The organism is Staphylococcus sp. HMSC072H03 (assembly GCF_001809305.1).
Taxonomy (GTDB): domain Bacteria; phylum Bacillota; class Bacilli; order Staphylococcales; family Staphylococcaceae; genus Staphylococcus; species Staphylococcus hominis.
Genome location: NZ_KV796881.1, coordinates 243,100 through 268,055, shown reverse-complemented (window position 1 = coordinate 268,055; position 24,956 = coordinate 243,100). Strand labels below are relative to the sequence as shown.

The 24,956-nt window shown below is 30.3% G+C and carries 26 protein-coding genes; 7 read left to right on the top strand and 19 right to left on the bottom strand.

Annotated elements, in window-relative coordinates:
• The first annotated feature begins 85 nt into the window (after window positions 1-85).
• Together HMPREF2578_RS04160 and HMPREF2578_RS04155 are read left to right on the top strand one after the other, a co-directional pair.
• Window positions 86-1,534, top strand: a complete 1,449-nt coding sequence (locus HMPREF2578_RS04160) for an amino acid permease (RefSeq protein WP_017174661.1) — start codon at window positions 86-88, stop codon at window positions 1,532-1,534.
• Window positions 1,535-1,670: 136 nt separating this feature from the next.
• Window positions 1,671-1,985, top strand: a complete 315-nt coding sequence (locus HMPREF2578_RS04155; RefSeq protein WP_017174660.1) for a hypothetical protein — start codon at window positions 1,671-1,673, stop codon at window positions 1,983-1,985.
• Window positions 1,986-2,068: 83 nt separating this feature from the next.
• Here HMPREF2578_RS04155 and HMPREF2578_RS04150 read toward each other — a convergent pair whose 3' ends face one another.
• Genes HMPREF2578_RS04150 through HMPREF2578_RS04135 form a run of 4 tightly spaced genes read right to left on the bottom strand, consistent with a single transcriptional unit; the run spans window position 2,069 to window position 6,186 of the window.
• On the bottom strand, window positions 2,069-2,872 hold the full coding sequence (locus HMPREF2578_RS04150; RefSeq protein WP_017174659.1) for a Cof-type HAD-IIB family hydrolase: 804 nt from the start codon (window positions 2,870-2,872) through the stop codon (window positions 2,069-2,071).
• 50 nt (window positions 2,873-2,922) lie between these two features.
• Window positions 2,923-3,840, bottom strand: a complete 918-nt coding sequence (gene thrB, locus HMPREF2578_RS04145) for a homoserine kinase (RefSeq protein ID WP_017174658.1) — start codon at window positions 3,838-3,840, stop codon at window positions 2,923-2,925.
• 1 nt (window position 3,841) lies between these two features.
• The gene (thrC, locus tag HMPREF2578_RS04140) at window positions 3,842-4,903 is read right to left on the bottom strand and encodes a threonine synthase (RefSeq protein WP_017174657.1); all 1,062 of its coding nucleotides are present in this window, start codon (window positions 4,901-4,903) and stop codon (window positions 3,842-3,844) included.
• Between the two features lie 5 nt (window positions 4,904-4,908).
• Complete coding sequence (locus tag HMPREF2578_RS04135; protein WP_017174656.1) at window positions 4,909-6,186, bottom strand: homoserine dehydrogenase; 1,278 nt, start codon at window positions 6,184-6,186, stop codon at window positions 4,909-4,911.
• A gap of 199 nt (window positions 6,187-6,385) precedes the next feature.
• On the opposite strand from HMPREF2578_RS04135, the gene HMPREF2578_RS04130 reads away from it, so the two are divergent.
• Window positions 6,386-7,765 (top strand): aspartate kinase, encoded by a 1,380-nt coding sequence (locus HMPREF2578_RS04130; protein WP_019835493.1) that lies wholly within the window; start codon window positions 6,386-6,388, stop codon window positions 7,763-7,765.
• Window positions 7,766-7,815: 50 nt separating this feature from the next.
• Here HMPREF2578_RS04130 and HMPREF2578_RS04125 read toward each other — a convergent pair whose 3' ends face one another.
• A complete protein-coding gene (locus HMPREF2578_RS04125; protein WP_017174654.1) occupies window positions 7,816-8,397 on the bottom strand; it encodes a hypothetical protein in 582 nt (193 codons plus the stop codon).
• A 318-nt stretch (window positions 8,398-8,715) separates the two neighbouring features.
• Here HMPREF2578_RS04125 and HMPREF2578_RS04120 point away from each other — a divergent pair, with 318 nt between their 5' ends.
• On the top strand, window positions 8,716-9,573 hold the full coding sequence (locus tag HMPREF2578_RS04120; RefSeq protein WP_017174653.1) for a hypothetical protein: 858 nt from the start codon (window positions 8,716-8,718) through the stop codon (window positions 9,571-9,573).
• Window positions 9,574-9,624: 51 nt separating this feature from the next.
• Here the strand turns inward: HMPREF2578_RS04120 and HMPREF2578_RS04115 are convergent, their stop codons facing one another.
• Window positions 9,625-10,170, bottom strand: coding sequence for a thermonuclease NucI (locus tag HMPREF2578_RS04115; protein ID WP_017174652.1), 546 nt, complete (start codon window positions 10,168-10,170; stop codon window positions 9,625-9,627).
• A gap of 168 nt (window positions 10,171-10,338) precedes the next feature.
• Between HMPREF2578_RS04115 and HMPREF2578_RS04110 the strand changes: the two genes are divergently transcribed.
• A complete protein-coding gene (locus tag HMPREF2578_RS04110) occupies window positions 10,339-10,530 on the top strand; it encodes a hypothetical protein (protein WP_017174651.1) in 192 nt (63 codons plus the stop codon).
• 105 nt (window positions 10,531-10,635) lie between these two features.
• Here HMPREF2578_RS04110 and HMPREF2578_RS04105 read toward each other — a convergent pair whose 3' ends face one another.
• From HMPREF2578_RS04105 to HMPREF2578_RS04080, 6 genes are all read right to left on the bottom strand, one after another.
• Complete coding sequence (locus HMPREF2578_RS04105; protein ID WP_017174650.1) at window positions 10,636-11,238, bottom strand: response regulator transcription factor; 603 nt, start codon at window positions 11,236-11,238, stop codon at window positions 10,636-10,638.
• Window positions 11,235-12,329: a sensor histidine kinase gene (locus tag HMPREF2578_RS04100; RefSeq protein WP_017174649.1), complete on the bottom strand. Its 1,095-nt coding sequence runs from the start codon at window positions 12,327-12,329 to the stop codon at window positions 11,235-11,237. The genes HMPREF2578_RS04105 and HMPREF2578_RS04100 overlap by 4 nt, the downstream gene beginning before the upstream one ends.
• Window positions 12,330-13,064 carry an ABC transporter permease gene (locus HMPREF2578_RS04095; RefSeq protein ID WP_017174648.1) on the bottom strand — a complete coding sequence of 245 codons (735 nt, stop codon included), beginning with the start codon at window positions 13,062-13,064 and terminating at the stop codon, window positions 12,330-12,332.
• The gene (locus tag HMPREF2578_RS04090; RefSeq protein ID WP_017174647.1) at window positions 13,057-13,935 is read right to left on the bottom strand and encodes an ABC transporter ATP-binding protein; all 879 of its coding nucleotides are present in this window, start codon (window positions 13,933-13,935) and stop codon (window positions 13,057-13,059) included. Before HMPREF2578_RS04090 ends, HMPREF2578_RS04095 begins: the two co-directional genes overlap by 8 nt.
• A 142-nt stretch (window positions 13,936-14,077) precedes the next feature.
• A complete protein-coding gene (cls, locus tag HMPREF2578_RS04085) occupies window positions 14,078-15,559 on the bottom strand; it encodes a cardiolipin synthase (protein ID WP_017174646.1) in 1,482 nt (493 codons plus the stop codon).
• Between the two features lie 32 nt (window positions 15,560-15,591).
• The gene (locus tag HMPREF2578_RS04080) at window positions 15,592-15,786 is read right to left on the bottom strand and encodes a hypothetical protein (RefSeq protein ID WP_017174645.1); all 195 of its coding nucleotides are present in this window, start codon (window positions 15,784-15,786) and stop codon (window positions 15,592-15,594) included.
• Window positions 15,787-16,010: 224 nt separating this feature from the next.
• Between HMPREF2578_RS04080 and HMPREF2578_RS04075 the strand changes: the two genes are divergently transcribed.
• On the top strand, window positions 16,011-17,036 hold the full coding sequence (locus tag HMPREF2578_RS04075) for a threonine aldolase family protein (RefSeq protein ID WP_017174644.1): 1,026 nt from the start codon (window positions 16,011-16,013) through the stop codon (window positions 17,034-17,036).
• 374 nt (window positions 17,037-17,410) lie between these two features.
• Here HMPREF2578_RS04075 and glnA read toward each other — a convergent pair whose 3' ends face one another.
• From glnA to hflX, 5 genes are all read right to left on the bottom strand, one after another.
• Window positions 17,411-18,751 (bottom strand): type I glutamate--ammonia ligase, encoded by a 1,341-nt coding sequence (gene glnA, locus HMPREF2578_RS04070; RefSeq protein ID WP_017174642.1) that lies wholly within the window; start codon window positions 18,749-18,751, stop codon window positions 17,411-17,413.
• 20 nt (window positions 18,752-18,771) lie between these two features.
• Entirely contained in the window at window positions 18,772-19,140 is a 369-nt protein-coding gene (locus HMPREF2578_RS04065; protein ID WP_025987220.1) for a MerR family transcriptional regulator, read from the bottom strand.
• A gap of 224 nt (window positions 19,141-19,364) precedes the next feature.
• A complete protein-coding gene (locus HMPREF2578_RS04060) occupies window positions 19,365-20,339 on the bottom strand; it encodes a tRNA dihydrouridine synthase (protein ID WP_017174640.1) in 975 nt (324 codons plus the stop codon).
• 140 nt (window positions 20,340-20,479) lie between these two features.
• Window positions 20,480-21,718, bottom strand: a complete 1,239-nt coding sequence (locus HMPREF2578_RS04055) for a methionine gamma-lyase family protein (RefSeq protein WP_017174639.1) — start codon at window positions 21,716-21,718, stop codon at window positions 20,480-20,482.
• Window positions 21,719-21,743: 25 nt separating this feature from the next.
• Window positions 21,744-22,982, bottom strand: a complete 1,239-nt coding sequence (gene hflX / locus HMPREF2578_RS04050; protein ID WP_037541003.1) for a GTPase HflX — start codon at window positions 22,980-22,982, stop codon at window positions 21,744-21,746.
• Between the two features lie 109 nt (window positions 22,983-23,091).
• Here hflX and HMPREF2578_RS04045 point away from each other — a divergent pair, with 109 nt between their 5' ends.
• Entirely contained in the window at window positions 23,092-23,568 is a 477-nt protein-coding gene (locus tag HMPREF2578_RS04045) for a glutathione peroxidase (RefSeq protein WP_037541002.1), read from the top strand.
• Between the two features lie 190 nt (window positions 23,569-23,758).
• Here HMPREF2578_RS04045 and hfq read toward each other — a convergent pair whose 3' ends face one another.
• Window positions 23,759-24,001, bottom strand: coding sequence for an RNA chaperone Hfq (gene hfq, locus HMPREF2578_RS04040; RefSeq protein ID WP_037541001.1), 243 nt, complete (start codon window positions 23,999-24,001; stop codon window positions 23,759-23,761).
• Complete coding sequence (gene miaA / locus HMPREF2578_RS04035) at window positions 23,955-24,953, bottom strand: tRNA (adenosine(37)-N6)-dimethylallyltransferase MiaA (protein ID WP_037541000.1); 999 nt, start codon at window positions 24,951-24,953, stop codon at window positions 23,955-23,957. The genes hfq and miaA overlap by 47 nt, the downstream gene beginning before the upstream one ends.
• Between the last annotated feature and the right edge of the window lie 3 nt (window positions 24,954-24,956).

Sequence of the window (24,956 nt, the reverse complement as noted above, 5' to 3'; positions counted from 1 at the left end):
CAAATTGTTCAAAAGTTATTGAATACTTGACCTAAAACGATTAAAATGATTTGTATATTTTAAATTTTAATTTAGGAGATATTATATGGAAGATAACAATATGAAACGCGGTCTTAAGTCAAGACACATATCTATGATTGCTATCGGAGGCGCAATAGGTACTGGACTTTTTGTTGCTACAGGTAGTGTCGTTTCTCAGGCAGGACCTGGAGGAGCTATCTTAGCTTATTTATTGATAGGAATCATGCTTTATTTTTTAATGTCGTCTATTGGAGAACTTGCTACATTTTATCCTGTATCTGGTTCGTTTAGTTCATATGCTACCCGTTTCATTGATCCGTCTATCGGTTTTACAATGGGATGGTTGTATTACATTCTATGGTCTTTAGTATCAAGCGTTGATGTAATGGTAGCTTCTAATGTTTTATTTTATTGGGATGTATTTAAAATTTTCAGTCCTCTGGTATGGAGTTTAATTTTTATAACGATTATATTCCTATTAAATATCTTTACTGTTAAAGCATTTGGCGAAACAGAGTTTTGGTTATCATTAATTAAAGTAATCACAATTATTGTATTTATTGTTGTTGGTATATTAATGATTTTTGGTATTCTTGGTGGACATACATATGGATTCGAGAATTATACCAAAGGTGAAGCACCTTTTGTAGGTCGTTTATCTGGTTTCTTAGCAGTATTACTTGTAGCAGGATTTTCTGTGGGTGGTACGGAAGTTGTAGCTGTCACTGCAGGTGAATCTGATAATCCTGAAAAAACTATGCCAAGGGCTGTTAAGCAAGTATTTTGGAGAATTTTATTGTTTTATGTTTTATCTATTGTCGTCATTGCAGCTATTATTCCTTATACTGATCCTTTATTATTAAATAAAAATCAATCGGTATCTCAAAGTCCATTTACTATAGTTTTCGATCGAATCGGTATAGCATTTGCAGCATCAATTATTAATGCTGTCATTCTTACATCGTTACTATCTGCAGCGAATTCTGGAATGTATACAACAAGTAGAATGCTTTTCTCTTTGAGTGATGAAAAGCAAGCACCAAAGTTTTTAAGTAAATTAAATAATAAAACGAAATTACCGATGCGTTCAATAGTCACTACTTACATTTTAGTAGTAGCAATTATTATTCTAGCTAATTTCTATGCTAATGCAGTATTTAGCTTGTTAAATATCATTGGCTCTTTAGTAATTATTGTATGGGCAATAAGTGCATGGGCTCAAATACGTTTACGTAGAGGGATTAAACGTCAAGGCAAAAATATTAACACATTATTGCCTTACAAATCACCACTTTTCCCTCTAGGCCCTATCATTGTGTTTGCTACATTAATTTTCTTATACCTTGGTAATTCTATCGGTGATTTATTTAATGGTAATATAGGCGATTTTTTTGTTAATATCATGCCTTTAATTGTCTTAGCAATTATCTTTATCGTGCATAAATTGATTCGTAAAACTAAATTTGTAAAATTAGATCACATGGATCTTACAACCCATCATTATCATGATTAATATCATCGTTTATTTAGGAGTAGAATTAAATACAATTCTACTCCTATTTTTATTACTAAACATAATATGTATATTTTCTAATAGTCGTTTATTTTGTATAATGAGTATAACGATAACGACTTAGAGGTGACTGAGTATGGTAGGTCAAACAAATTTATTTGATGACGTAATAAAGAGTGATGAACGTTTTGTTATTGTCGTACAATCTTTAGAAGAAAGAAATGGACAATTACTGAAACGTACATTGCGTGAGTATCCTAGTCTAACTCATGATCAAATGGAAAACTTATTTACACACTTAAAAGATGTATTTCGAGATGAGCCATTTCACGTTAACCAATCTGCATATACAATAACAGTATATACAAATTTAGATTATGCAGCTGATCAAGTATATGCTCATGTAAAAAGAAATAAAGGTAAACATGACTGGACACATACTGCTAAATAATTAGTTATGATAATAAAAAAGAGGAAGCGAAACATGATTCAATACGAATTCATTCCGCTTCCTTTTTAATTTATATAAATGTTTTATAGCAATTCTTTAAGCGCTACTGGTATACCATTAGAATCATTATCTAATGTAACTTTATCTGCAATTTTTTTTAATTCTTCACTCGCATTTCCCATTGCTACAGCATATCCTACAACTTTAAACATTGATTGGTCATTGAGGCTATCTCCAAAACAAATCACTTCTGATAATGAAATATTTAACTTTTCGCATAAAGCTTTAATTGCATTACCTTTAGAAACATCTTTAGCCATGAATTCCAGGAAGAAAGGTTTGCTCGTCGTCACATCAATATCAGAATTAAATGTTCCATTTAATTCGTTACGTGCTTTTGAAATATTTTCTTCATAATCAACGCCCATTGTTTTAGGTACATCAGACTGAATATACGCTTTAATATCATCCACTTGTTTCATAGGTAGACCAGTTAATTCTGATTCAATTTTACGATATTCATGTTCTGTATCAAAGATAATTTGTCCGTCTTGATACGTTAATGTTAAAAAGCCTTTTTTACGACAATAGTCTGTAATTTTATCAAAATGATCTTTAGTTACACTTTTACTTACTTCAATTTCTTCTGTTTTAGCGTTAATTGTTTTACCGCCATTATAACTAATGATATAGCTTTGATAATGATCTAACTTTAATTCTTTAGCTACTGGAATCATTCCTTCAGTTGGTCTTCCAGAAGCTAAAACAATTTTATATCCTTCTTCTTGTAGTTGAATTAAATAGTCTTTGGTTTCAGGACTAACTACATTATCACTTGTCATTAAAGTGTCATCCATATCCATAACAATCATTTTATAGTTACTCATTTCTTAGTTGCTCTCCTTTCATTTTTGCTCTTATCTATTTTACAATAATTTTATGAAGGATACACAACTTCTTCAATAACACCTACATTATTAATTGTTGCATGTTCAGAATCGCAAGTTGTTATTTCTGATTTTAATGTTCTAACAAGTTCTCCACTTTTTTCTTTACGACTCAATGTCAATATCGTTGGACCTGCTCCACTAATCACTGTAGCATAAGCATCATATTTTTGGGATAGTACTTTTACTTTTTCAAATTCAGGAATCAAGTGTTGACGATAAGGTTCATGAAAACCATCTTGTGTCATCATTTTTCCGGCAAGGTCATAATTATGTTGAATTAATGCACAAATCATTGTATTGCTAATCGCACTATTTTGAACTGCCTTCTCATGAGAATAATTATCTGGAAGTACCCTACGTGAGTCTTCTGTTTTGAGTTCATATGTTGGGATAGTAAGAATTACATCTACATCAGGTATATCAATATGTGCCACATTTGTCTCTTTGGTTTCAGGATTATAATATCCTGCGAGTAATCCACCATAAATTGTAGGTGCTACATTATCAGGGTGCCCTTCTATTTCAGTAGCTAGTTGTAGTAATTCATACTTAGATAATTGAATATTACCGAAGTAGTTAGCGATATATAATGCTCCAACTAAAGCGGATGCAGATGATCCTAACCCTCTTGCTAATGGAATTTCACTTCTCATCGACACTTTTAAATTAGGTAAAGTTACATTATATTTTTCAGCTACTTGTTGTGCAACTTTATAGACATAATTACTTTTATCTTTCGGTAATGAGTCTAACTCTTCATTTAAATATTTAAATTCCCAGTTACTGCCTTCCGCTTCCTCAACATATAGGTATAAATATTTATTAATTGCCATACCAATAGAATCAAATCCTACTCCTAAGTTAGCAGTTGATGCAGGTATTTTCAGGTGAAGTGATGGCTTCATATTAAAGTGTTCCTTTAATATAATTGATAATACTTTCTTTATTGTTTGGAAGCGGTTGAATTGGATTATCTAAAATTGAGATAGCAGTGTCTGGATCTTTTAGTCCATTACCAGTTAATATTGCTACTACTTTTTTACCTTTCGGCAATTTTCCAGCACGTTGTAATTTGATTAAACCAGCAATTGAAGCATTACTTGCTGGTTCACTAAATACACCTTCTTTAGATGTCATTAATTGATATGCTTCTAAAATTTCATCATCAGTCACACTATCAATGAGGCCATTTGATTCTTCTAACGCAACAGTTGCTTTTTTCCAACTTGCTGGATTACCGATACGGATTGCTGTAGCGATTGTTTCAGGATTTTTAATGACTTTATTTTGAACAATTGGTGAGGCTCCTTCTGCTTGGAAACCAAATAATTGAGGAAGTTGACTTCCTTTTTTCTCATGATACTCTTTAAAGCCTTTCCAATAAGCAGTAATGTTTCCTGCGTTTCCTACTGGGATTGCTAGAACATCTGGAGCTTCTTCTAATTGTTCGACAATTTCAAATGCACCTGTTTTTTGTCCTTCTATTCTAAATGGATTAACAGAATTTACTAATTCAATATCATCATCATTTTGTGCAATCTCTTTAACGATTTCTAATGCTTCATCGAAGTTACCTTCAATTGAGACAATTTCTGCACCATACATGACCGCTTGCGAAAGTTTACCTAAAGCAATCTTTCCTTCGGGAATCACTACAATTGCTTTTAAACCTGCACGTGCAGCATAAGCTGCTGCTGAGGCAGAAGTGTTTCCTGTTGAAGCACAAATCACCACTTTTTTACCTTGTTCTTTCGCTTTTGTTACAGCCATTACCATTCCTCTATCTTTAAAAGAACCAGTTGGATTAGCACCCTCATATTTAACATATAAATCAATATCTAGCATTTCTGATATATTAGCACAGTGAATCAGTGGTGTATGTCCTTCATTTAAAGTAAGTTTAGGTGTATCTTCATTCACCGGTAAATAATCTTTAAATTCTTCTACTAAACCTTGCCATCTTTTCATAATTATTAAACTCCTTCAACTGGATAAATTTTTTCAATGTTGTAATTTGCTTTACTAAGTAGTGATTCAGGTGATTGGTCTAATCCGATAACCACAACTCCATAAGAACTAGAATCACGTTGTTCTATTTGAAGTGATTTGTGGAATGGTAAATCTGATTTAAGTTGATCTTTAAGTTTATCAATTGATTCATCACTATGAATGACAACATAGTAATTTAATTTTTCTCCAATAGCAATTGCGTCACCATTATCCATTAATTCTCGAGTTTTATTTGTTTTTAATTCGAAATGAGGTGGAAGTGTATGTAAATTTGATTCAAAGAAGAGTGCTACATTTAATAAATCACTCACTACTGCACTACCAGTAGCTAAGCTACCTGCTCCTTTACCATAAAACATTGTATCCCCTACAGCATCTCCAATAACGTAAATTGCATTGTATTCATTTTCTACTGCTGCAAGCTGATGTGATTTATGTATTAAGGTTGGTTCAACGGATGCATTAACTTCTCTATGATGATATGTACTTTTACCAATCAATTTAATCTTATAACCTAATTTGTCAGCTACATTAATATCAGATAATGTTGTTTTACTGATACCTTTTACTTTCACATCATTTAACTTAATTACTTGGTTAAATGATAAATAAGACGTAATCACTACTTTTCTAGCTGCATCAATACCTTCTACATCATCAGTAGGATCTGCTTCAGCAAATCCTAATCTTTGTGCTTCAGCAAGTGCATCTTCAAATGAAGTTTGTTCTCTCGTCATTTTTGAAAGAATAAAATTTGACGTACCATTTAAAATTCCCATAAATTTAGAGATATTATTAGCATTTAACCCATTATTAATCGCGTTAACAATGGGAATACCACCTGCAACACTTGCTTCAAATTTTAAGGCTACGCCTTGTTGTTCTGCTAGATTCTCTAGTAATTCTAAATGCACAGCAAGTAGATCTTTGTTTGCTGTAATGACATGTTTTTTTCTTTTTAAAGATTCTCTTAACCAATCAACAGTTGGTTCAATTCCTCCCATTACTTCTATAACGATATCAATATCATCATCGTTTAAAATTTCATTAATGTCTTCTGTTAAATGATATTGACTAATATTAATAGGTCTTTTTTTAGTGGTATCTCTTACTAAAATATGTTTAATAACAATATCTTTATTTAGAGTATCTTTAATTTGTTGTCGATTTTCTTCAATAATTTTTACTACACCTGAGCCTACTGTTCCTAACCCTAGTAACGCGACGTTTAATTCCTTCATAATTTTTATCTTCCTCCCATTTGTATTATTGAGAAGTACAATTGTTTTATTGAAAAACACTTAAATTTATTATACTATTAAATCAAATTAATTGAATAGGACTTTTAAAAGAAAAAGTGAATATGTAGATATATATTATCATGTAGTATCAGGAAATTAAATAGAATTTTCTGATTTTTTAGAAAGGTTGGTAAATTTTATGAAAGTTGCTAAGTTTGGTGGAAGTTCAGTTTCAAATGCAACACAAATTAAAAAAGTCCTAAATATTGTCAATGATGACCCAGACAGAAAAATTATTATTGTATCTGCACCTGGTAAAAGACATAAGAATGATGTTAAAACGACTGACTTACTTATTCGTTTATATGAAAAAGTAATCAATCAATTGGATTATCAAGATAAAAAAAGAGAGATTATTCAACGTTATGCAGATATTTTAGAAGAATTACATATGGAGTCTACACTCTTAGAAACAATAGATGAAACACTTGAAACAATCATTAAACAATTAAACGATAAGCATGATCGTTTATACGATGCATTGTTATCATGTGGTGAGAATTTTAATGCTCAACTTATCGCTAAATACAACGATTCACAAGGCATTAAAACAACATATCTCTCACCAAAAGATGCTGGTATCTTAGTAACTGACTTACCACAACAAGCACAAATTTTAGAAGACGCTTATGATAAAATTTATAAATTAAGAGAAATTGAAGGAAAAATTATTATCCCAGGTTTCTTTGGTGTTTCTAAACATAACTATGTTGTTACATTTCCGAGAGGCGGTTCGGATATCACAGGTGCAATCATAGCGCGTGGTATTAAAGCATCATTATATGAGAATTTTACAGATGTCTCTGGTATTTTTAAGGCAAATCCAAATGTAATTGAAAATCCTGAACTTATTGAAGAAATTACATATAGAGAAATGCGTGAGTTATCATATGCCGGCTTTAGTGTATTTCACGATGAAGCATTACAGCCTTTATATAAACATAGAATACCCGTAGTCATAAAAAACACAAATCATCCAGAGGACAAAGGAACCTTTATTCGCCATGATCGTGAAGTCACAGATAAAAATCAAATTATTGGCATTAGTTGCGATAAAGATTTCACAGTTATAAATATTAAGAAATACTTAATGAATAGACAAATAGGTTTTACAAGAAGAATTTTAGAAATATTAGAAAACTATCATATCTCTTTCGATCATATGCCATCAGGTATTGATAATATTAGTATTATAATGCGTTCTAATCAAATTAAAAATAAAGAGAATGAAGTATTAAGTGCGATTAGAAAAAAATGTGATATTGATGAATTAAGCATTGACCATGACCTTGCCATCTTAATGATTGTCGGTGAAGGAATGACTCAATCTGTCGGAACTGCTAACAAAATCACACATGCTCTAGCAGAATCAAATATCAACCTAAAAATGATTAATCAGGGTGCTTCTGAAATTTCTATGATGTTTGGTATTTCAAGAGAAAATGCAGATAAAGCTGTGTTATCAACTTATGAGTATTGCTATCATGGTGTATGCTTAAAAAATTTATGTCCTAAATAACAATTACATAAAAAAATCTGAGACATCTATTTTGTCTCAGATTTTTTATATTAAACTTTTTGTGTAAGTGCTTTTTTAATTTTATGCTCTCCCACTACCATTTTTAAAATCACAAATTGATAATAGCTTAGAGCATCTAAAACTGACTTATAATTGGCTTCTGAATTGTTTTGTTGATAATCTAGTAAATCATACATTAATACGATTTCAGGTTTGATATAATCGACATCCCAGGTTAATGAATGAAAATAAATACTATTTTTAGGTAATCGGATATTAGTGTTTAGTCTAAATATCCATTCCTCATTTATAACATCATAAATAAAAATACTTAAAATAACTTTATCATTATTAACAACGTTTATATGAGAAATAGATGGAATATCTAAATTATCTTTATCCATGTTATGATTGGACGTATCATAATATTTAAATGTATAACTTGAAGGAATAACTTTTAAAACCTCTACTATTCGTTTTCTTTCTACACAAATATCGACTTTCGAAGGTAATTCAAAAAGTTCATTTAAAAATAGTTGAATAGCAACTTCACCGTGAAATTTGAATGCTGTACGGCATTGATTTTTTAATATTCCAACTAGTTCTTCTACATGATTTTGGTGATGAGACATACAACTGTCCTCCTTAAAGGAAACGCTTTCATAAGTTAATTATACAGACACAATTTAATGTTTTCAATTTTTAATTTGTGAAAAATTTGTAAATCTTCTAATTCTTCTTTAGGGTGTGAGATATAATTTTACACAATTTTATATTTATAATAATGAATAAATTATATCCTGTTATTATGTTCTTTTTCAACTTAAATTATCATTTTTTGTTTATTGAACAATAAATATATTTTGTTTATAATTAATTATTGATTTCTATAGAAAATTAATTTAATCATTAATCTTCTAATTTACAAATATTAAATAGGAGGTGAGCATATGACACATACGATTATTCTAATTATTATTATTGTTATTCTTATACTTGCATTTGTACTCAATCAAAGATACATGCAAGATAGAATAGATACTGAAGTTTACGCTAAAAATCAAATGGTCTCTAAAAATTCTTTACTCAGTAAAGAAAATTTAGAACTTAAAAATAAAATATTAAGTTCTAATAACGAGATTAGTCCTCATTCCAAACGTAATGCTAAACGTGAATTACAAGATATCTTAGACCGTTTTAAAGCTTTAGGAAAATTAAAATATTATAATATTATTACGACTAGTAATTTAGCTACTAAACATCCACTGTTTGAGTATGCAAGAACATTTGACTATATAGTTGTGTCTGACGTAGGTCTTATTAATATTGACGTTAAAAGTTGGAAACAAAAAACATTTTATCATTTTGATTTACCTACTTCTGATCACTTAGAGGGTGATAATCAAAGTGTAGAACAAATTGTAGGGCATTATATTAGTAAACAATATCATAGTCAATTTGATTCAAATCGTAATGAAATATATACTTTTATTGAAAAAATTCAAAACAATCGAGTTATCTATGAGTTTTATCAACATGACCCTTATGAACAAGCCGCTATTAACGCAAAAATCTTAAAAGATGGCATTGAAAAATATTTTAATCATAAAGTTCAAAGTATTGGTGTCATTTATTTTAGTGATGGTAGTGTTAATATAATTGAAGGTGCTGAAGAAAGAGAAAAATATATTGATACAGTATCCACTAAATCTTCTTTAGAATCTGTTATTAATAATGCTATTGAATTATCTAAACACCCTCTATCTGAAACTCAAGTTAATACTATTGTTGAAAACTTTCATAACTAAAAAATGAGTATGGGAGAACATTCGTCAAGAATGTTCTCCCATACTCATTTTTTAACTCCAAAGATTCACTTTATCTTTTTTAGCTTGCTGTTCATCTTTTTCAAATGTACTTCTATATTTACCATTAGGTGAGAAGTATTTTTCACGAGCTAATCCTTTTTTAACTAATTCTTCGTTATACATTGTTTTTTCATCTAACCATACATAGGCTAATGTACGACCATAACGGTCTTCTTTTTCCTTATCATATTCTAAATACACATCTTTATTATTTAAATGTTGTTTGCTGTAATTAGAAGCTTCTTTTCCATAAGGTTGAACTGGTGTGTTAGGTTTAACCGTTTCTGGTGTATCAACACCAATTAAACGTACCTTAATTTGCTCACCATTTGATTTCTTAGCCACAAATGTGTCTCCATCTACAACCCGATTAACGTGGACTTTTTCTTTTCCTTTAAGTTCTATCTGTGTTGAATTAGATGAAGAATGTTGACTATCGTCTTTAAATGGCCCTGTATGATTTAAAAATTGAAATGCTAATACGCCAATAACAATGATAGCAAGAACAATTATTGTTAAATTTTTCTTTGAATTCATAGGTGCCTCCTATATTATATTTTTAATACTCAAATATAATATATAATATGTATTTAATAATCAATCAATACTTTCGACCTAAAAAGTCTACCTATATTGAATTTATTTTCAAAAAATGATTAATTGATATTCAACATGATATAATTATACATGTTAGGAGTGAAATACATGAGCGAACGTAATGAAAATTTAGTCACGATGATTGCTGTCGTAATTGCTATTATCGTTGGCGTTATTTTACAAATCGTTTATAAACTGCCTATTATTGTTTCGGTTGTTATAGCAGTATTGTTAGGCATTTTAGTTGGATTTATTGTTTATATTATTCAAAGTATTATACGTAAACGAAAAGGTAAATAAGGGAGTATCATACAATGTCACTCTCAATAAAAGATTGAATTGAAAACATTAAATATTATTCAATTCAGTCTTTTTTATACATTCCTTAAATATTTTTCTTACTTTTTATATCCAGCCTTTTTCCTTTGCTTTCTTCCAAGCATTAAATCGATTCTCTGCATTTAATTTATCAATTATATTAGACGTATAATTTCTCACTGTCCCATCTGAAAGATAAAGTTTTTCTGCAATTTCTTTACTACTTAAATTATCTCCAATTTCACGTAATACCACTTGTTCTTTATGTGTTAAGGGATTAGATTCTTTGAATAAAGTAGTCATTAATGAAGTACTATATTCCTTTTCACCATTCATGACATGTTTAATAGTTTGTATTAAATCTTCTACGGAACGTTCTTTTAATACATAAGCATCTACTTCATTTGCCACAGCTTTTTCAAAATAACCTGGTCTTTTAAATGTAGTTACAATTATTACTTTAGTATCAATTTTAAATTCTCTTATTTTAGATAATACTTCTAAACCTGTTAGCCCTGGCATTTCGATATCTAAAATTGCAATATCTGGATGATATTTTTCAATAAACTCAAATGCGTCACCCCCATTATTACAATCATTAACTACTTTCATTTGCTCGTTAAATTCAATCAGTTGAACCATCGCTTTTCTCAACATATATTGATCTTCAGCTATTATAATGCTAATCATTTAATATCCTCTCTTGGTATCATAATACGTATATGCATACCATTTTTAGATTTAATTTCTAATTTTCCTTTAAGAAGTTGAACTCTATTTTCTATACTTTTTAATTTAAAGTCTTCAGTGGTGTTACAACCTTTTCCATTATCTTGAATAATTAGGTATAGATTATTATCTTCTTGTATCATTTCACAATAAATCTTACTAGCCTTTGCATGTTTAATGACATTATTGATTGCTTCTCTCAAAATCATTGATAGTATCGATTGCTTTGTTGGAGTTAAAACATTTACCTTTCTTATATTTTTTAATTCAAATTGAATGTTTGCATCTTTTAAAACATTTTTTATGGATTGAACTTCCTCTTCAAAACTTTGAGATTTTAAATTTTCAATAATATTTCTTACCTTAATTAAGGTATCTTTAGATATCTGATTAATCGCCAATATTTCATTTTTAGCTTTTTCTTGATCTTTATCAATCAACTTATATGCCAATTCTGATTTTAAACTAAGACTTACAAATACATGACCTAGTGTATCATGTAAATCTTGCCCTATACGTTGACGTTCTTGTTCTGCAATTAATGTATTAATATACTTATTTTTCTCTTCTATTTCATTTTTTAATGCTCCATCTTTTTTAGTTTTAAAATTCCCTAAAGTAATAATTAAAATAACTAAATAAAAGATAACTAATACAGTTATATATTGTATTTGATAAATACTTGTAATTATAAGACATAAAAATATTGCAATTATAAATGTGATAAATTCTTTTGACTTAATTGTTACTTCAAACATAAAAGGTAATGCAAATGCGCTAAAGAAAAAGAATAAGCTATTCATTGGATTAATTGCATAAACAAAATATATAATTCCTACATAATGAACCACTAATAGGCTATATATTACGTTATTGTTAAATCGATAATAATATATTACTAGCATAAGATATGACACAATAAAAATAGCTAAAACAATTAAATATACAGTTTGAGAACCTCGTTTTTCATTAAAGATACTTATAATTGGAAATAACAAATATATAAGCGTAGACAGCTCTCCTAATCTAACGCTCCATTTTCTTTTTTTCATCTAACTCACTTCTTTTCTGTGATTGATCCACACTGTAATAATTAAAAATAGTATACTATATACAATTAAAATAAATAATGAAGTAATATTTAAACCTTGATTTTTAGCTAATTCTAATGCAAAATTTTTCAAATGATATGTTGGAGTAATATTTGAAATTCTTTGTAACCAACTCGGAAATGTTTGAATTGGAAACCACAATCCTCCTAATATCGCTAATACCATATTAACTATATTGGCTAAACTACTTGCTTTTTGTGTTTCATTAAATTGAGCAATGATTAGTCCTAATGTTAAAAATAAACTTGCACCTATCCATAATGAAACACCTGAAAGCAACCATTGTTGTATACTCATATTTACGTGTTTATATAGATGAGCAACAGTAAAAATCAAAATAATAGCCAATAAAAATAACAATATTGTTTTTATCATTTTAGTAGTAAAATAGGTTTTACTAGATAAAGGCGTTACCATTAATCGTTTAAACCAACCTGTGTTTCTTTCTTCAATAATCTCTATAGGAAATTGCATTAAACAAAAACTCATCAAGCTAAACACTGTCATACTATACATATATTCTTTATAGAACTGCTGTTTCGCCTCTTCTGGTAAGTCTAGTAAAGAAGTAAATAATAAATAAAAGCCTACCGGTAATATGATTGATAAGAATGTTGTTAGTTTCTTTCGAAAAATAATTTTAAATTCTGTTTTTAATAAAGCGATATTATTCATTTTTAGTCCCTCCCTCTTTTACATCAGCAAATAAAATTGTTTCTAACAATGTTTGCTTTTCAATAGTCATGTCATTTAAATTTATATTTAATTTTTCCAAATAATATATTACTTTCTTAACATCAGATGTTTTAATTTTTAAAATAGTATCTTCAATTTTTACATCAAAATAATTTGTTAAATTCTGTAAATTATTGTCTACTGTATTTGGTACTTTAATTATTGAATATTGTTGGTTGGTTAATATATTTCTAGGTGAATCATTTAACTTAATAATGCCTTGATCAAGAAATATAACTTTATCTGCCATTCGTTCTACTTCTTCAATATAATGAGAAGTATAAAAAATAGATACATTTTCTTTTTTTAATTTCCCTATCATTGTCCAGAAATGTTCTCGCATTTCAACATCCATAGCTGCAGTAGGTTCATCTAAAATGAGAAGCTTTGGTTTTCCTATTAAACATAACCCAAAATCTAATATTCGTTGTTGTCCACCAGATAAGTGATTTGCATACAGATTCAATTGGCTATCATTCAATTTTGTAATTTTTTTAAATTCATCTATCGAAATTGCATCCTTGTATAGTTGACAAAATAATTTATATAATTCTTTTACTTTTATTAACCTAGGAAAAGACGTTTTTTGAAATAATACACCAATATGATTTAAATTTAATAAATGATCTATATCTATAATTTCTCCCGTTTCTGCTTTCAAATGATTAATTAAAATATTAATTAAAGTTGATTTTCCGGCTCCATTTTTTCCTATTAATGCAGTACTCATACCCTTTTCTATATTTAGTGATATATTTTTCAATACTGTTTTTCCATTATATTTTTTGGATAAATGTCGAATTTGAATCATAACTCATCACTTCCTTTTGTTAATATAAATAATTTATCAACAAACAAGTTATAATTTCAGATAAAAATGTCACTATTTTCAAATGACATTTGTCATATTAATAAAACCGACAAAGCACAAAGCTTTGTCGGTTTTATTATTTTTACAAGATTGGTGATAATAATTTGGCAATATCTTCTTTGAATTTAATTGATAATGGTCGTTTTTTATATTTCTCAAGTGTAAGTTGTTTAGATTTTTTTATATCTTCTTTATACGCCTCTTTTAACTTCTTAGCTAATTGTTCATCATATACGAATGCATTAACTTCAAAGTTCAATACAAAACTTCTGTAGTCCATATTAGATGAACCTACACTACTGACTTCATCATCAATCATTAACATTTTAGAATGTATAAATCCATTTTGATACGTATACACTTTTACTCCATATTCAAGCAATTCAGCAACATTTGAAAATGTAGACCAGTAGACAAATGGATGATCCGGTTTACATGGAATCATTATGTTAACATCAACACCAGTATTTGCTGCCATTTTCAATGCATTAATGTAAGATCGATCTGGTATAAAGTAAGGTGTTTGAATATAAATAGATTTTTTCGCACTCATAATCATTTTGGTATATCCAAACTCAATTTGGTGTAATTCATATGCAGGTCCACTTGAACCAATTTGAATGGCTGAATGACCATCCTGTACTTTCTTTTTAGGAAAATACTTATCATCATATTCAAATTGTGGACGATGTGCTTGAGAGTTCCAATCAAGAATAAACCTAATTTGAAGTGCATTTACAACATCACCTTGTACTCTTAAATGCGTATCTCTCCAGTATCCTAGTTTACCTAAACCTAAATAATCGTCACCTACATTAAATCCACCAATATACCCGATTTGACCATCAATAACAATAATCTTACGATGGTTACGATTATTCATTCTAAAGTTAATAATTGGTAGTTTAGATGCAAAAAATGCTTCTACCTCTCCACCTAATGATTCAAAATGTTTAAATTTGTGACGTTTTAAATTTTTTGAACCCACATCATCGTAAAGTAATTTAACTTCTAAACCTTCTTTTAACTTTGTTTCTAGGGCATCGATAATTCGTTTTCCTAGACCATCGATTTCAAATCCAAAGTACTCTAAATGTATGTAATCTTTCGCATTATAAATATCTTCGAGTACTTTGTCATATAATTCATGACCATCAATAAATAAATCAATTTTATTGTCTTCAGTAATAAAAGCATCTTGTTTCTTTAATAGCATTCTTGCCATATCTTGATGATTTTGTAGCTGCTTGTTTTCTGTATGATAGTTGTAATGATCAATTTTATGAGCTTGTTCATCAATCAAATCTTTATAAACATCTAGCTCTTTACCATTATTTTTTTCCATTTTTCTTTTTGAAACAGTTCTACCGAAAAATAGATAAAGAATAAATCCAAGCACTGGTAATACAAATAATACAAATATCCAGGCCCATGTTGAAGATGCACTACGTCTGTTACGCTCTAAAAAAATTAAAATAAAAGCCAACACTAAATTGCCTAAAAATCCAAGCACTAAAATTATATTCAATATTGTGCCAATTTTAGGGCCAAAAAGACTTATCATAATTCTAAACTCCTACTTCTCAAATTCAACTTTTATTTATCGGCTAATATTAAAAAGGCACTTAATATTTCTTCATTGTTAGGAAATTGGCGTTCTTCAATTTTATCAATTGAAACATTTAATAATTCATAGCGACGACCTTCTTCACTTGCTAAATATTGATTAATTTCATTTTCCAATTCTTCAATTGTTTGTTCTTGAATTCTTTTAAATTTTACTTTACTCATTTATAACACTCCATTTCATATATTTGTTTAAATCATAGTCTTTTTACATGTGTTTATCAACTAAATTGCAATGATAATAGGACGTCTTTTAAAAGCGTTTACATATTTATTTTTATTCTCTTAAATTCACATTACTAAAAAGGTAGTGTATACTAAATACATTCTATTCAAATTTTCAGAATAATCAGTTTAGAATAAGCATAAGGAAGTTAGGGAGGAATTCGATGATATCTTTTGAAAATGACTACCTAGAAGGTGCACATCCAAAAGTTTTACAACGTTTTATTGATACAAATTATATTCAAGCTTCGGGTTATGGGGATGACCAATTTTCAAAACAAGCCGCTGATCAAATTCGAAAAACGATTCAATGTCCTGAAGCCACTGTTCGCTTTTTAATTGGTGGTACACAAACAAATCAAGTTGTTATTAATACTGTATTAGAGCCATATGAAGGGGTTATTTCAGCAGATACAGGTCATGTGGCAGTACATGAAGGGGGCGCTATAGAATTTAGTGGTCATAAAGTATTAGCAGTACCATCTCATGAAGGTAAGATTTCACCTAAAGAAGTAAATACCTATCTTGAAACTTTTTATAATGATTTCAAACGTGAACATATGGTATTTCCTGGTATGGTGTATATTTCTCATCCTACTGAATATGGAACGCTTTATAGTAAAGAAGAACTTAGGAATTTATCAGAAGTCTGTAAGGAACATCATATTCCATTATTTATGGATGGCGCCCGATTAGGTTATGGTTTGATGAGTAATGAAACAGATGTCACAATTGAAGATATTGCTAATTACTGTGATATTTTTTATATTGGTGGTACAAAGATTGGTGCACTATGTGGTGAAGCGATTGTATTTACAAACAATAATGAACCTAAACACTTCACTACACGTATTAAACAGCATGGTGCCCTACTAGCTAAGGGACGTTTAGTTGGTATTCAATTTTTAGAATTATTTACTAATAACTTGTATTTTGATATTAGTCGACATGCTATTAATATGGCGAATAAAATGAAGCAAGGATTTATCAATAAAGGATATAAAGTATATTTTGATTCTCCTACTAATCAACAGTTTTTCGTATTAAATGATGATAAGATTAAAGATCTTCAGAGTAAAGTGAAATTTGCAATTTGGGAAAAATACGATGATACACATCGCGTTGTTAGATTCGCAACAAGTTGGGCCACAACTGAGGAAAATGTTGACAAACTTTTAGAATTAATTTAATTATAAACTTATTTAATATAGACCTTAAGGTGACATACTTCGGGTCTATATTTTTATGTTTACATAATATTTTTATAATTCATATAGGTTTTATTGATATATTTAATAAAAATAGGAGCTATATATTATGAAAAAATATTTAGTGGTAGACGAACATGAAAAAACAAAAAAAGCTAAACAATCTATGATCAAACTAGAAAATTTCGAGAAGTATATAAAGAATATTTTTTAACTTACTTGACCAAAACTTGACCAATTCACTACTTTTGAAGAAAGTGGTCAAGTAAAAATAGATTATTTTCAAATAAAAAAGAAGCTAAGGCAAATGCCTTAACTTCTTATGTCCCTAAGTCTTTCCCCTTTTTGCTTAGCGATTAGTATTGTTTCATATATTGATCGCGTTCCCATTCAGAAACTTGAGTTCTGTAATAGTCCCATTCGATAGATTTAGAATTAATAAATTGATTATAGATGTGATTGCCTAATGCTTTTTTAACTGTATCGTTTTCACGCATTGCTTTTAATGCAGTGTAAAGTGTAGATGGTAAATCTTGAATACCTACTGCTTCACGTTCTTCACGATTCATTTCATAGATATTTTGGTTTACTGGTTCTGGTACTTTAGTTTTGTTTTTAATACCGTCTAAACCAGCTTGTAAGATCGCAGCTAAAGCCATATATGGGTTAGCAGCAGGGTCAACTGAACGTACTTCAATACGAGTTGATAGACCTCTTGAAGTAGGTACACGTACTAATGGAGAACGGTTTTTACCACTCCAAGCAATGTAACATGGTGCTTCGTAACCAGGTACTAAACGCTTATATGAATTGACTAATGGGTTACATACTGCCGTAAATCCACGTGCATTATTTAAGATACCTGCAGTAAAGTGATAAGCATCTTCAGTTAATTGATCTTTGCCGTTTGGATCAAAGAATGCATTTTCTTTACCTTTGAATAAAGATACGTTGAAGTGCATACCACTTCCATTTACACCAAATAATGGTTTTGGCATAAATGTCGCATGTAAATTATGTTTACGTGCAATTGTTTTAACAACTAATTTAAATGTTTGAATGTTGTCACATGCTGAAATTGCATCTGCATATTTGAAGTCAATTTCGTGTTGACCTGGTGCTACTTCATGATGACTTGCTTCGATATCAAAGCCCATATCTTCTAATTCAAGGACGATGTCACGACGACAATTTTCACCTAAGTCAGTTGGTGCTAAGTCGAAGTAACCGCCATTATCATTTAATTCTAATGTTGGTTCACCTTTTTCATCCAATTTGAATAAGAAGAATTCTGGTTCAGGCCCTAAGTTGAAATCTGTATAACCTAAGTCTTCCATTTCTTTTAATATACGTTTTAAGTTCGTACGTGGGTCCCCAGCAAATGGTTCACCATCAGTTGTATAAACATCACAAATTAAACGTGCTACTTTGCCTTGACCTGCTGTCCAAGGGAAGATAACCCAAGTATCTAAATCTGGGTATAAATACATATCTGATTCTTCAATACGTACGAAACCTTCGATTGAAGATCCGTCAAACATCATTTCATTATCTAACACTTTTTCTAATTGGCTTACTGGAACTTCAACATTTTTAATTGTACCTAAGATATCAGTGAATTGTAATCTTAAATATCTTACGTTTTCCTCTTTTGCAAATTTGCGAATATCCTCTTTTGTAAAAGTATGTTTTGGCATGGTAGACATCCTCCAAGTTATTAATTAATAAATCGTGATAAATCGCCACGGTTTATCGGTAAAGCTTCACTGCGCGGTTTCTGAGTTGCATCTACAATCATTCTTTTTCTCGTCTCTTGTTCATCAGTAGTTAAGTGCCCTTGATTATTTGTAATTATTTGTTTAATACCTTTTAAATTAAAACCTTTTTCAATTAACGTTTTAATTTCTAACAGTCTCTCTAAGTCATTCATCGAGAATAACCTTTTATTTCCTTCGGTACGTTCGGGCTTAATGAGTTCATGTGTTTCATAATAACGTATTTGTCTTGCTGTGAGCTCTGTCAATTTACAAACAACACTCATAGAGAACACGGCCATATTACGTCTTATTGTATCGTTAGACACTATAACCTCACCTCTACTTTTGAACTTGTCTATAATTTAGCATAGATTAATATGAAATACAAAAATATGTTAGGTTTTCTGACATGAAAATTAAATATTTCTTACATATAAACGTAAAAGCCCATAGATACAGTTATCTACAGGCTTTTTACTATTTAAAAATTATTTTTCAAGACATCAATACGATAGCGTATTCTTATTGTTAAGTTTTAAAAATTTAAGTTTCATTAATGGTTATCTTCCATATTTGCTTCAAAGTCATCAAGTAATGCTCGAGCTTCATCCACAGTTTCTGTACTCATTAATTGATGCCGTAATTCACTTGCACCTCTAATACCTCGCACATAAATTTTAAAGAAACGTCGTAAACTTTTAAATTGTTGTGTTTCTTCATTTGAATACTTTTCAAATAACTCTAAATGTAATCTAAATAAATCCAAGAGTTCTTTACTTGTATGTTCGCGTGGCTCTTTCTCAAATGCAAAAGGATTATGGAAAATGCCTCTTCCTATCATAACTCCATCAATACCATATTTCGTCGCAAGTTCCATACCTTTTTGTCTATCTGGAATATCACCATTGATAGTTAATAATGTTTGAGGCGCCACTTCATCGCGCATTTCTTTAATGGCTTCAATTAATTCCCAATGTGCATCGACTTTGCTCATTTCTTTACGTGTACGAAGATGGATAGATAAGTTTGCAATGTCTTGCTTAAACACATGTCTTAACCATTCTTTCCATTCCTCTATATTATAATAACCTAGACGTGTTTTAACACTAACAGGTAGTCCACCTGCCTTGGCTGCTTGAATAATTTCAGCTGCTCTTTCTGGTCGTAAAATTAACCCAGACCCTTTACCTTTTTTGGCAACATTTGCGACAGGACAGCCCATATTTAAATCAATACCTTTAAAGCCCATATCTGCTAAACCAAAACTCATTTCTTTAAATTGCTCTGGCTTATCACCCCATATATGAGCAACCATAGGCTGTTCATCTTCACTGAATGTTAAACGTCCTCGTACACTATGTATCCCTTCTGGATGACAAAAACTCTCCGTATTTGTAAATTCAGTAAAAAATACATCCGGTCTCTCTGCTTCACTTACTACATGTCGAAAAACAATGTCTGTCACGTCTTCCATCGGCGCTAAAATGAAAAATGGACGTGGTAATTCATTCCAAAAATTTTCTTTCATAATTGATTTAAACCTTCTTATTCATTAGTATCTCGTATAATTAACCATGATATATTATCATAAAATAAATCCATATACAAAAGGAAATTCACTCTCATTATGTTTATTACTATCTATTTTTGAATATTGTATTATACTACTTAAATTAAATTCTGTTCTTTTAAATTCATAACCGCACGTGTTACTGCAATTTTAACATGTTCATAAGTTAGACCACCTTGCACATATGCCTCATAAGGCGGACGAATCGGACCATCTGCTGATAATTCAATAGAGGATCCTTGCACAAACGTTCCTGCTGCCATGATGACATCATCTTCATAACCAGGCATATAACTAGGTTCAGGACTAAAGTGTGCATTAATTGGTGAAGCATGTTGAATACTTTGACAAAATGCAATCATCTGTTCTTTTGTATCAAATTGAACGGTTTGAATTAAGTCTGTACGCTTAGCATCGTACTTGGGAACTGTGTTCATATTCATTTTTTCAAGAAGTAAACTTGTAAATAGTGAGCCTTTTAAGCTTTGACCCACTACATGCGGTGCTAAAAAAAATCCTTGATACATTTCTTGCAATGAAAATAATGAAGCACCCGCTTCTTTACCAATCCCAGGTGCAGTTAAACGATAACCACATCGTTCGATTAAATCTTTTCGTCCTGCAATGTAACCACCAATTTTTGCTAATCCACCACCAGGATTTTTTATTAATGACCCTGCAATTAAATCTGCACCCACTTCTATTGGTTCTCGACGCTCTACAAACTCTCCGTAGCAATTATCCACAAAAATAATTACATTGGGATATCGTTGTTTAATTTGAGAAATAGCAGTTTCTATTTCATCTACTGTAATTGAAGGTCGTTGTCCATACCCTTTTGAACGTTGAATAGCAATAACTTTCGTTTGTTTCGAAATAGTATTTAAAACAGTTTCAACATCAATCATTCCATCTTTTAATGCAACTTCTTTATATGTCACGCCATGCTCTTTGAGACTTTCAATACCATTACCATTAACACCAATCACTTCAAGTAAGGTGTCATAGGGACTACCTGTAATGTACATCAGTTCATCGCCATATTTGAGTGTACTTTGCAATGCTAATGTAATTGCATGAGTACCCGAAATAATTTGAGGTCTAACAAGTGCATCTTCTGCTTTAAACGTATGAGCATATATCTCTTCTAAATGATCACGTCCAAAATCATCATAACCATATCCTGTAGAACCTACTAAATCATTCTCGCTCGCTTTAACATGATGAAATGCATTAAGAACCTTTTCCTGATTGATATAAGCAGTTTCTTCAATTTCTTTAAATAAGGGTGTTAACGTTTCTTCTACTTTAGAAACGATGTGTTGAATATCTGACATGCAATTTATCTTCCTTTATATATAATTATTTTCTATATCCTTTAACGATATAGCTTTCATTATTTTCATCAAATTTCATTTCTTCGATAAGTGTATGTTGTTTTAAAAAATATAATCTATCTGCATCTTCACTAGATACAGTTTCTACGTAATATGACAAAGTCGCTTTTATTTGATCAAACAGTAACTGCTTCACTTTTAATTTATCTTCACTATTACGACTTGATACAAATACAGACGGATGGCCTGATACCGGTACATCAGTTTCTTCAGAACATTGATCTTTTTTATTAAAAATGATTGCTTGTGGAAGGTCATCCATATCTAAGTCTTTTACCAATTGATTAACCGTATCATATTGAGCACGATATTCTGGATGACTTGCATCAACGACATGTAGAAGTAAATCAGCACTTTTCGCTTCTTCTAATGTCGACTTAAATGCTGCTACTAACGTTGTAGGCAACTTTTGAATGAAGCCTACGGTATCAGAAATAATTAAATTAAACCCATTGTTAATTTGTATTTGTCGTGTTTTAGGGTCAAGTGTGGCAAATAGTAAATCTTTTTCAAAAGTCGTTTCGTTTGCTAAAACATTAAACCAAGAAGATTTTCCAGCGTTAGTGTAGCCAATAAGTGCAATTTGAAACACTTGATTTTGTTCGCGTTGATTACGATATCTTTCACGATGTTCGACCACTGTTTTAAGTTGAAGTTTAATTTCATTCATACGTGTTCTAATATGACGTCTATCCATTTCTAATTTTGTTTCACCAGGACCACGCGTACCAATTCCCCCGCCTAAACGAGATAAACTTTTTCCATGTCCTTGTAATCTAGGAAGTAAGTAATCGAGTTGAGCTAATTCAACTTGTAATTTACCTTCTCTACTACGCGCTCTTAAAGCAAAAATTTCAAGAATGAGCTGTGTTCTATCGATAATTTTAATGCCCAAATTATCATTTAATGTTTTTGATTGTGCTGTTGTTAATTCATCATTTGTCACAACAACATCGATGTCATGAAATTCTATAAAAGCTTTAATTTCATCAATCTTACCTTTGCCAACATAATATTTATAATCAAATTGATCTTTATTTTGAGTGACTTGTCCTTTAACATCTAATTGACAAGTCAACGCTAAAGCTTCTAATTCTTCCATTGTAGATTCAAAATTATATTGATGATCACTTTGAGCATGTACACCAACTAATACAGCAGTTTCTAGCTTTTTCTTTGTATCATAAGTGTGTTGCTGAGCCATGATATACATCTCCTTTTCTAACATGTCTTACATATTCTATCATAGAGCAAGTTTAAAGACTAACGACTAAAACTATGTTAAATTAAAGCTAAATTGAAAGGGTGATAGTATGGAAAATATTTATGATTTTGAAGTTCAAAAATCTAATGGTGAAAATTATAAATTAGATGTATATAAAGGCGATGTTATGCTTATCGTTAATACAGCGAGTGAATGTGGATTTACACCACAATTTGAAGGATTACAAGAACTATATAATAAATATAAGGACCAAGGATTTATTGTTTTAGGTTTCCCATGCAATCAGTTTGGAGGTCAAGAACCTGGTTCTGGTGCTGAAGCAAATCAAAATTGTAAAATTAACTACGGTGTCACATTCCCTATTCATGAAAAAATTGACGTTAAAGGCGATAACCAGCATCCATTGTTCCGTTATTTAACAAGTCAAGCTAAAGGCATGTTAAGTGAAAAAATTAAATGGAATTTCACTAAGTTTTTAGTTGACCGTGAAGGTAATATTGTTCAACGCTTCTCACCTCAGAAAAAACCTGCTCAAATTGAAAAAGATATTGAAAAACTTCTATAAATTAAATAAAAGCTTCAATATAGATGACTATGTCATAGACAATCGTTCTATATTGAAGCTTTGTTTTATTACAAACATTTCCTTTATTTGTTCAAAAGTGCAAAAATTGATGAGAATTTTGCAAGCTACGTATACATTTCGACCGTGGACTACGCTCTAAAATTCAGTAACTTGGCACTTTAATTACAACTTATTCTTCACCTTCGCCTGTAGCTTCTGAATCAGTAGATTCTGTATCCACAGTGAAAGTGCTGATCGCATGTTTGTAAATCAAATGTTGTTTGCCTTGAGAAACTAAGCTAATCATGTATTTATCAAAGTTTTCAATAACACCTTTCATTTGAAAACCATTTAAGAAAAATACAGTAATTTCCGTTTGTTCTGCTTTAAAGTTCTCTAGTGCTTGATCTTGGATGTTTTGGTTTGCAATCATGTTTAGAACTCCTTTTATTTATTTGGGTTGTAATCTCATCTAACATCATTTGAAGTGACATTGTCTCTCTATCAAACCATTGAACATTCATTTTGTTTTTAAACCATGTGAGTTGTCTTTTCGCATATTGCCTTGAATGTTGTTTTAATAATTCTACAGCTGGTTCTAATTCCATTTCTCCTTTTATAACAGGGACAAGTTCTTTGTAACCAATTGCTTGCATACTCTGACTAGATTCAAAACCTTGTTCAACTAGTGCTTTCACTTCATTAAATAATCCGTGGCCCAACATAATATCAACACGTTTATTTATTCTTGTATATAATGTTTTGCGCGACATTTCAATCCCTACTAATAATGTATCATAATTTTCTGTAAATTGTTGAACTTTCTTTCGAGAACTTAAAAGTTTTTTTGTTTTTAAGTAATATTCAATCGCTCTAAGTACTCTTTTTCTATTATTTGGATGAATATCTTTAGCTGATGTTTCATCAAACGATGCTAAGTAACGATGTAAGTCATCATTATTCAATTGATTTAATGCATCTAATTTTTCTTTTACTCTTAATTCTTTTTCTACTGATACATTTTCATCATCAAATGGATAATCGTAAATTAAAGACTGAATATATAAACCTGTACCTCCTGCAATAATAGGTACTTTACCTCTTTTTGTAATATCTTCAATAAGCACTTCTGCTCTTTTTTTAAATTCGTATGCAGAAAATGATTCATCAGGATTTAAGATATCTATTAAATAATGGGGTATCCCTTCCATTTCTGTTTCTGTTACCTTTGCAGTACCTATATTCATTTGACGGTATACTTGCATCGAATCGCCACTAATGATTTCTCCATTCATTTTTTTAGCTAATTCGATACTCAATTCTGTTTTACCCGAAGCTGTCGGTCCTACAATAACTACTAGAAAAGGTTTTTTTGATGCTTGCAATGA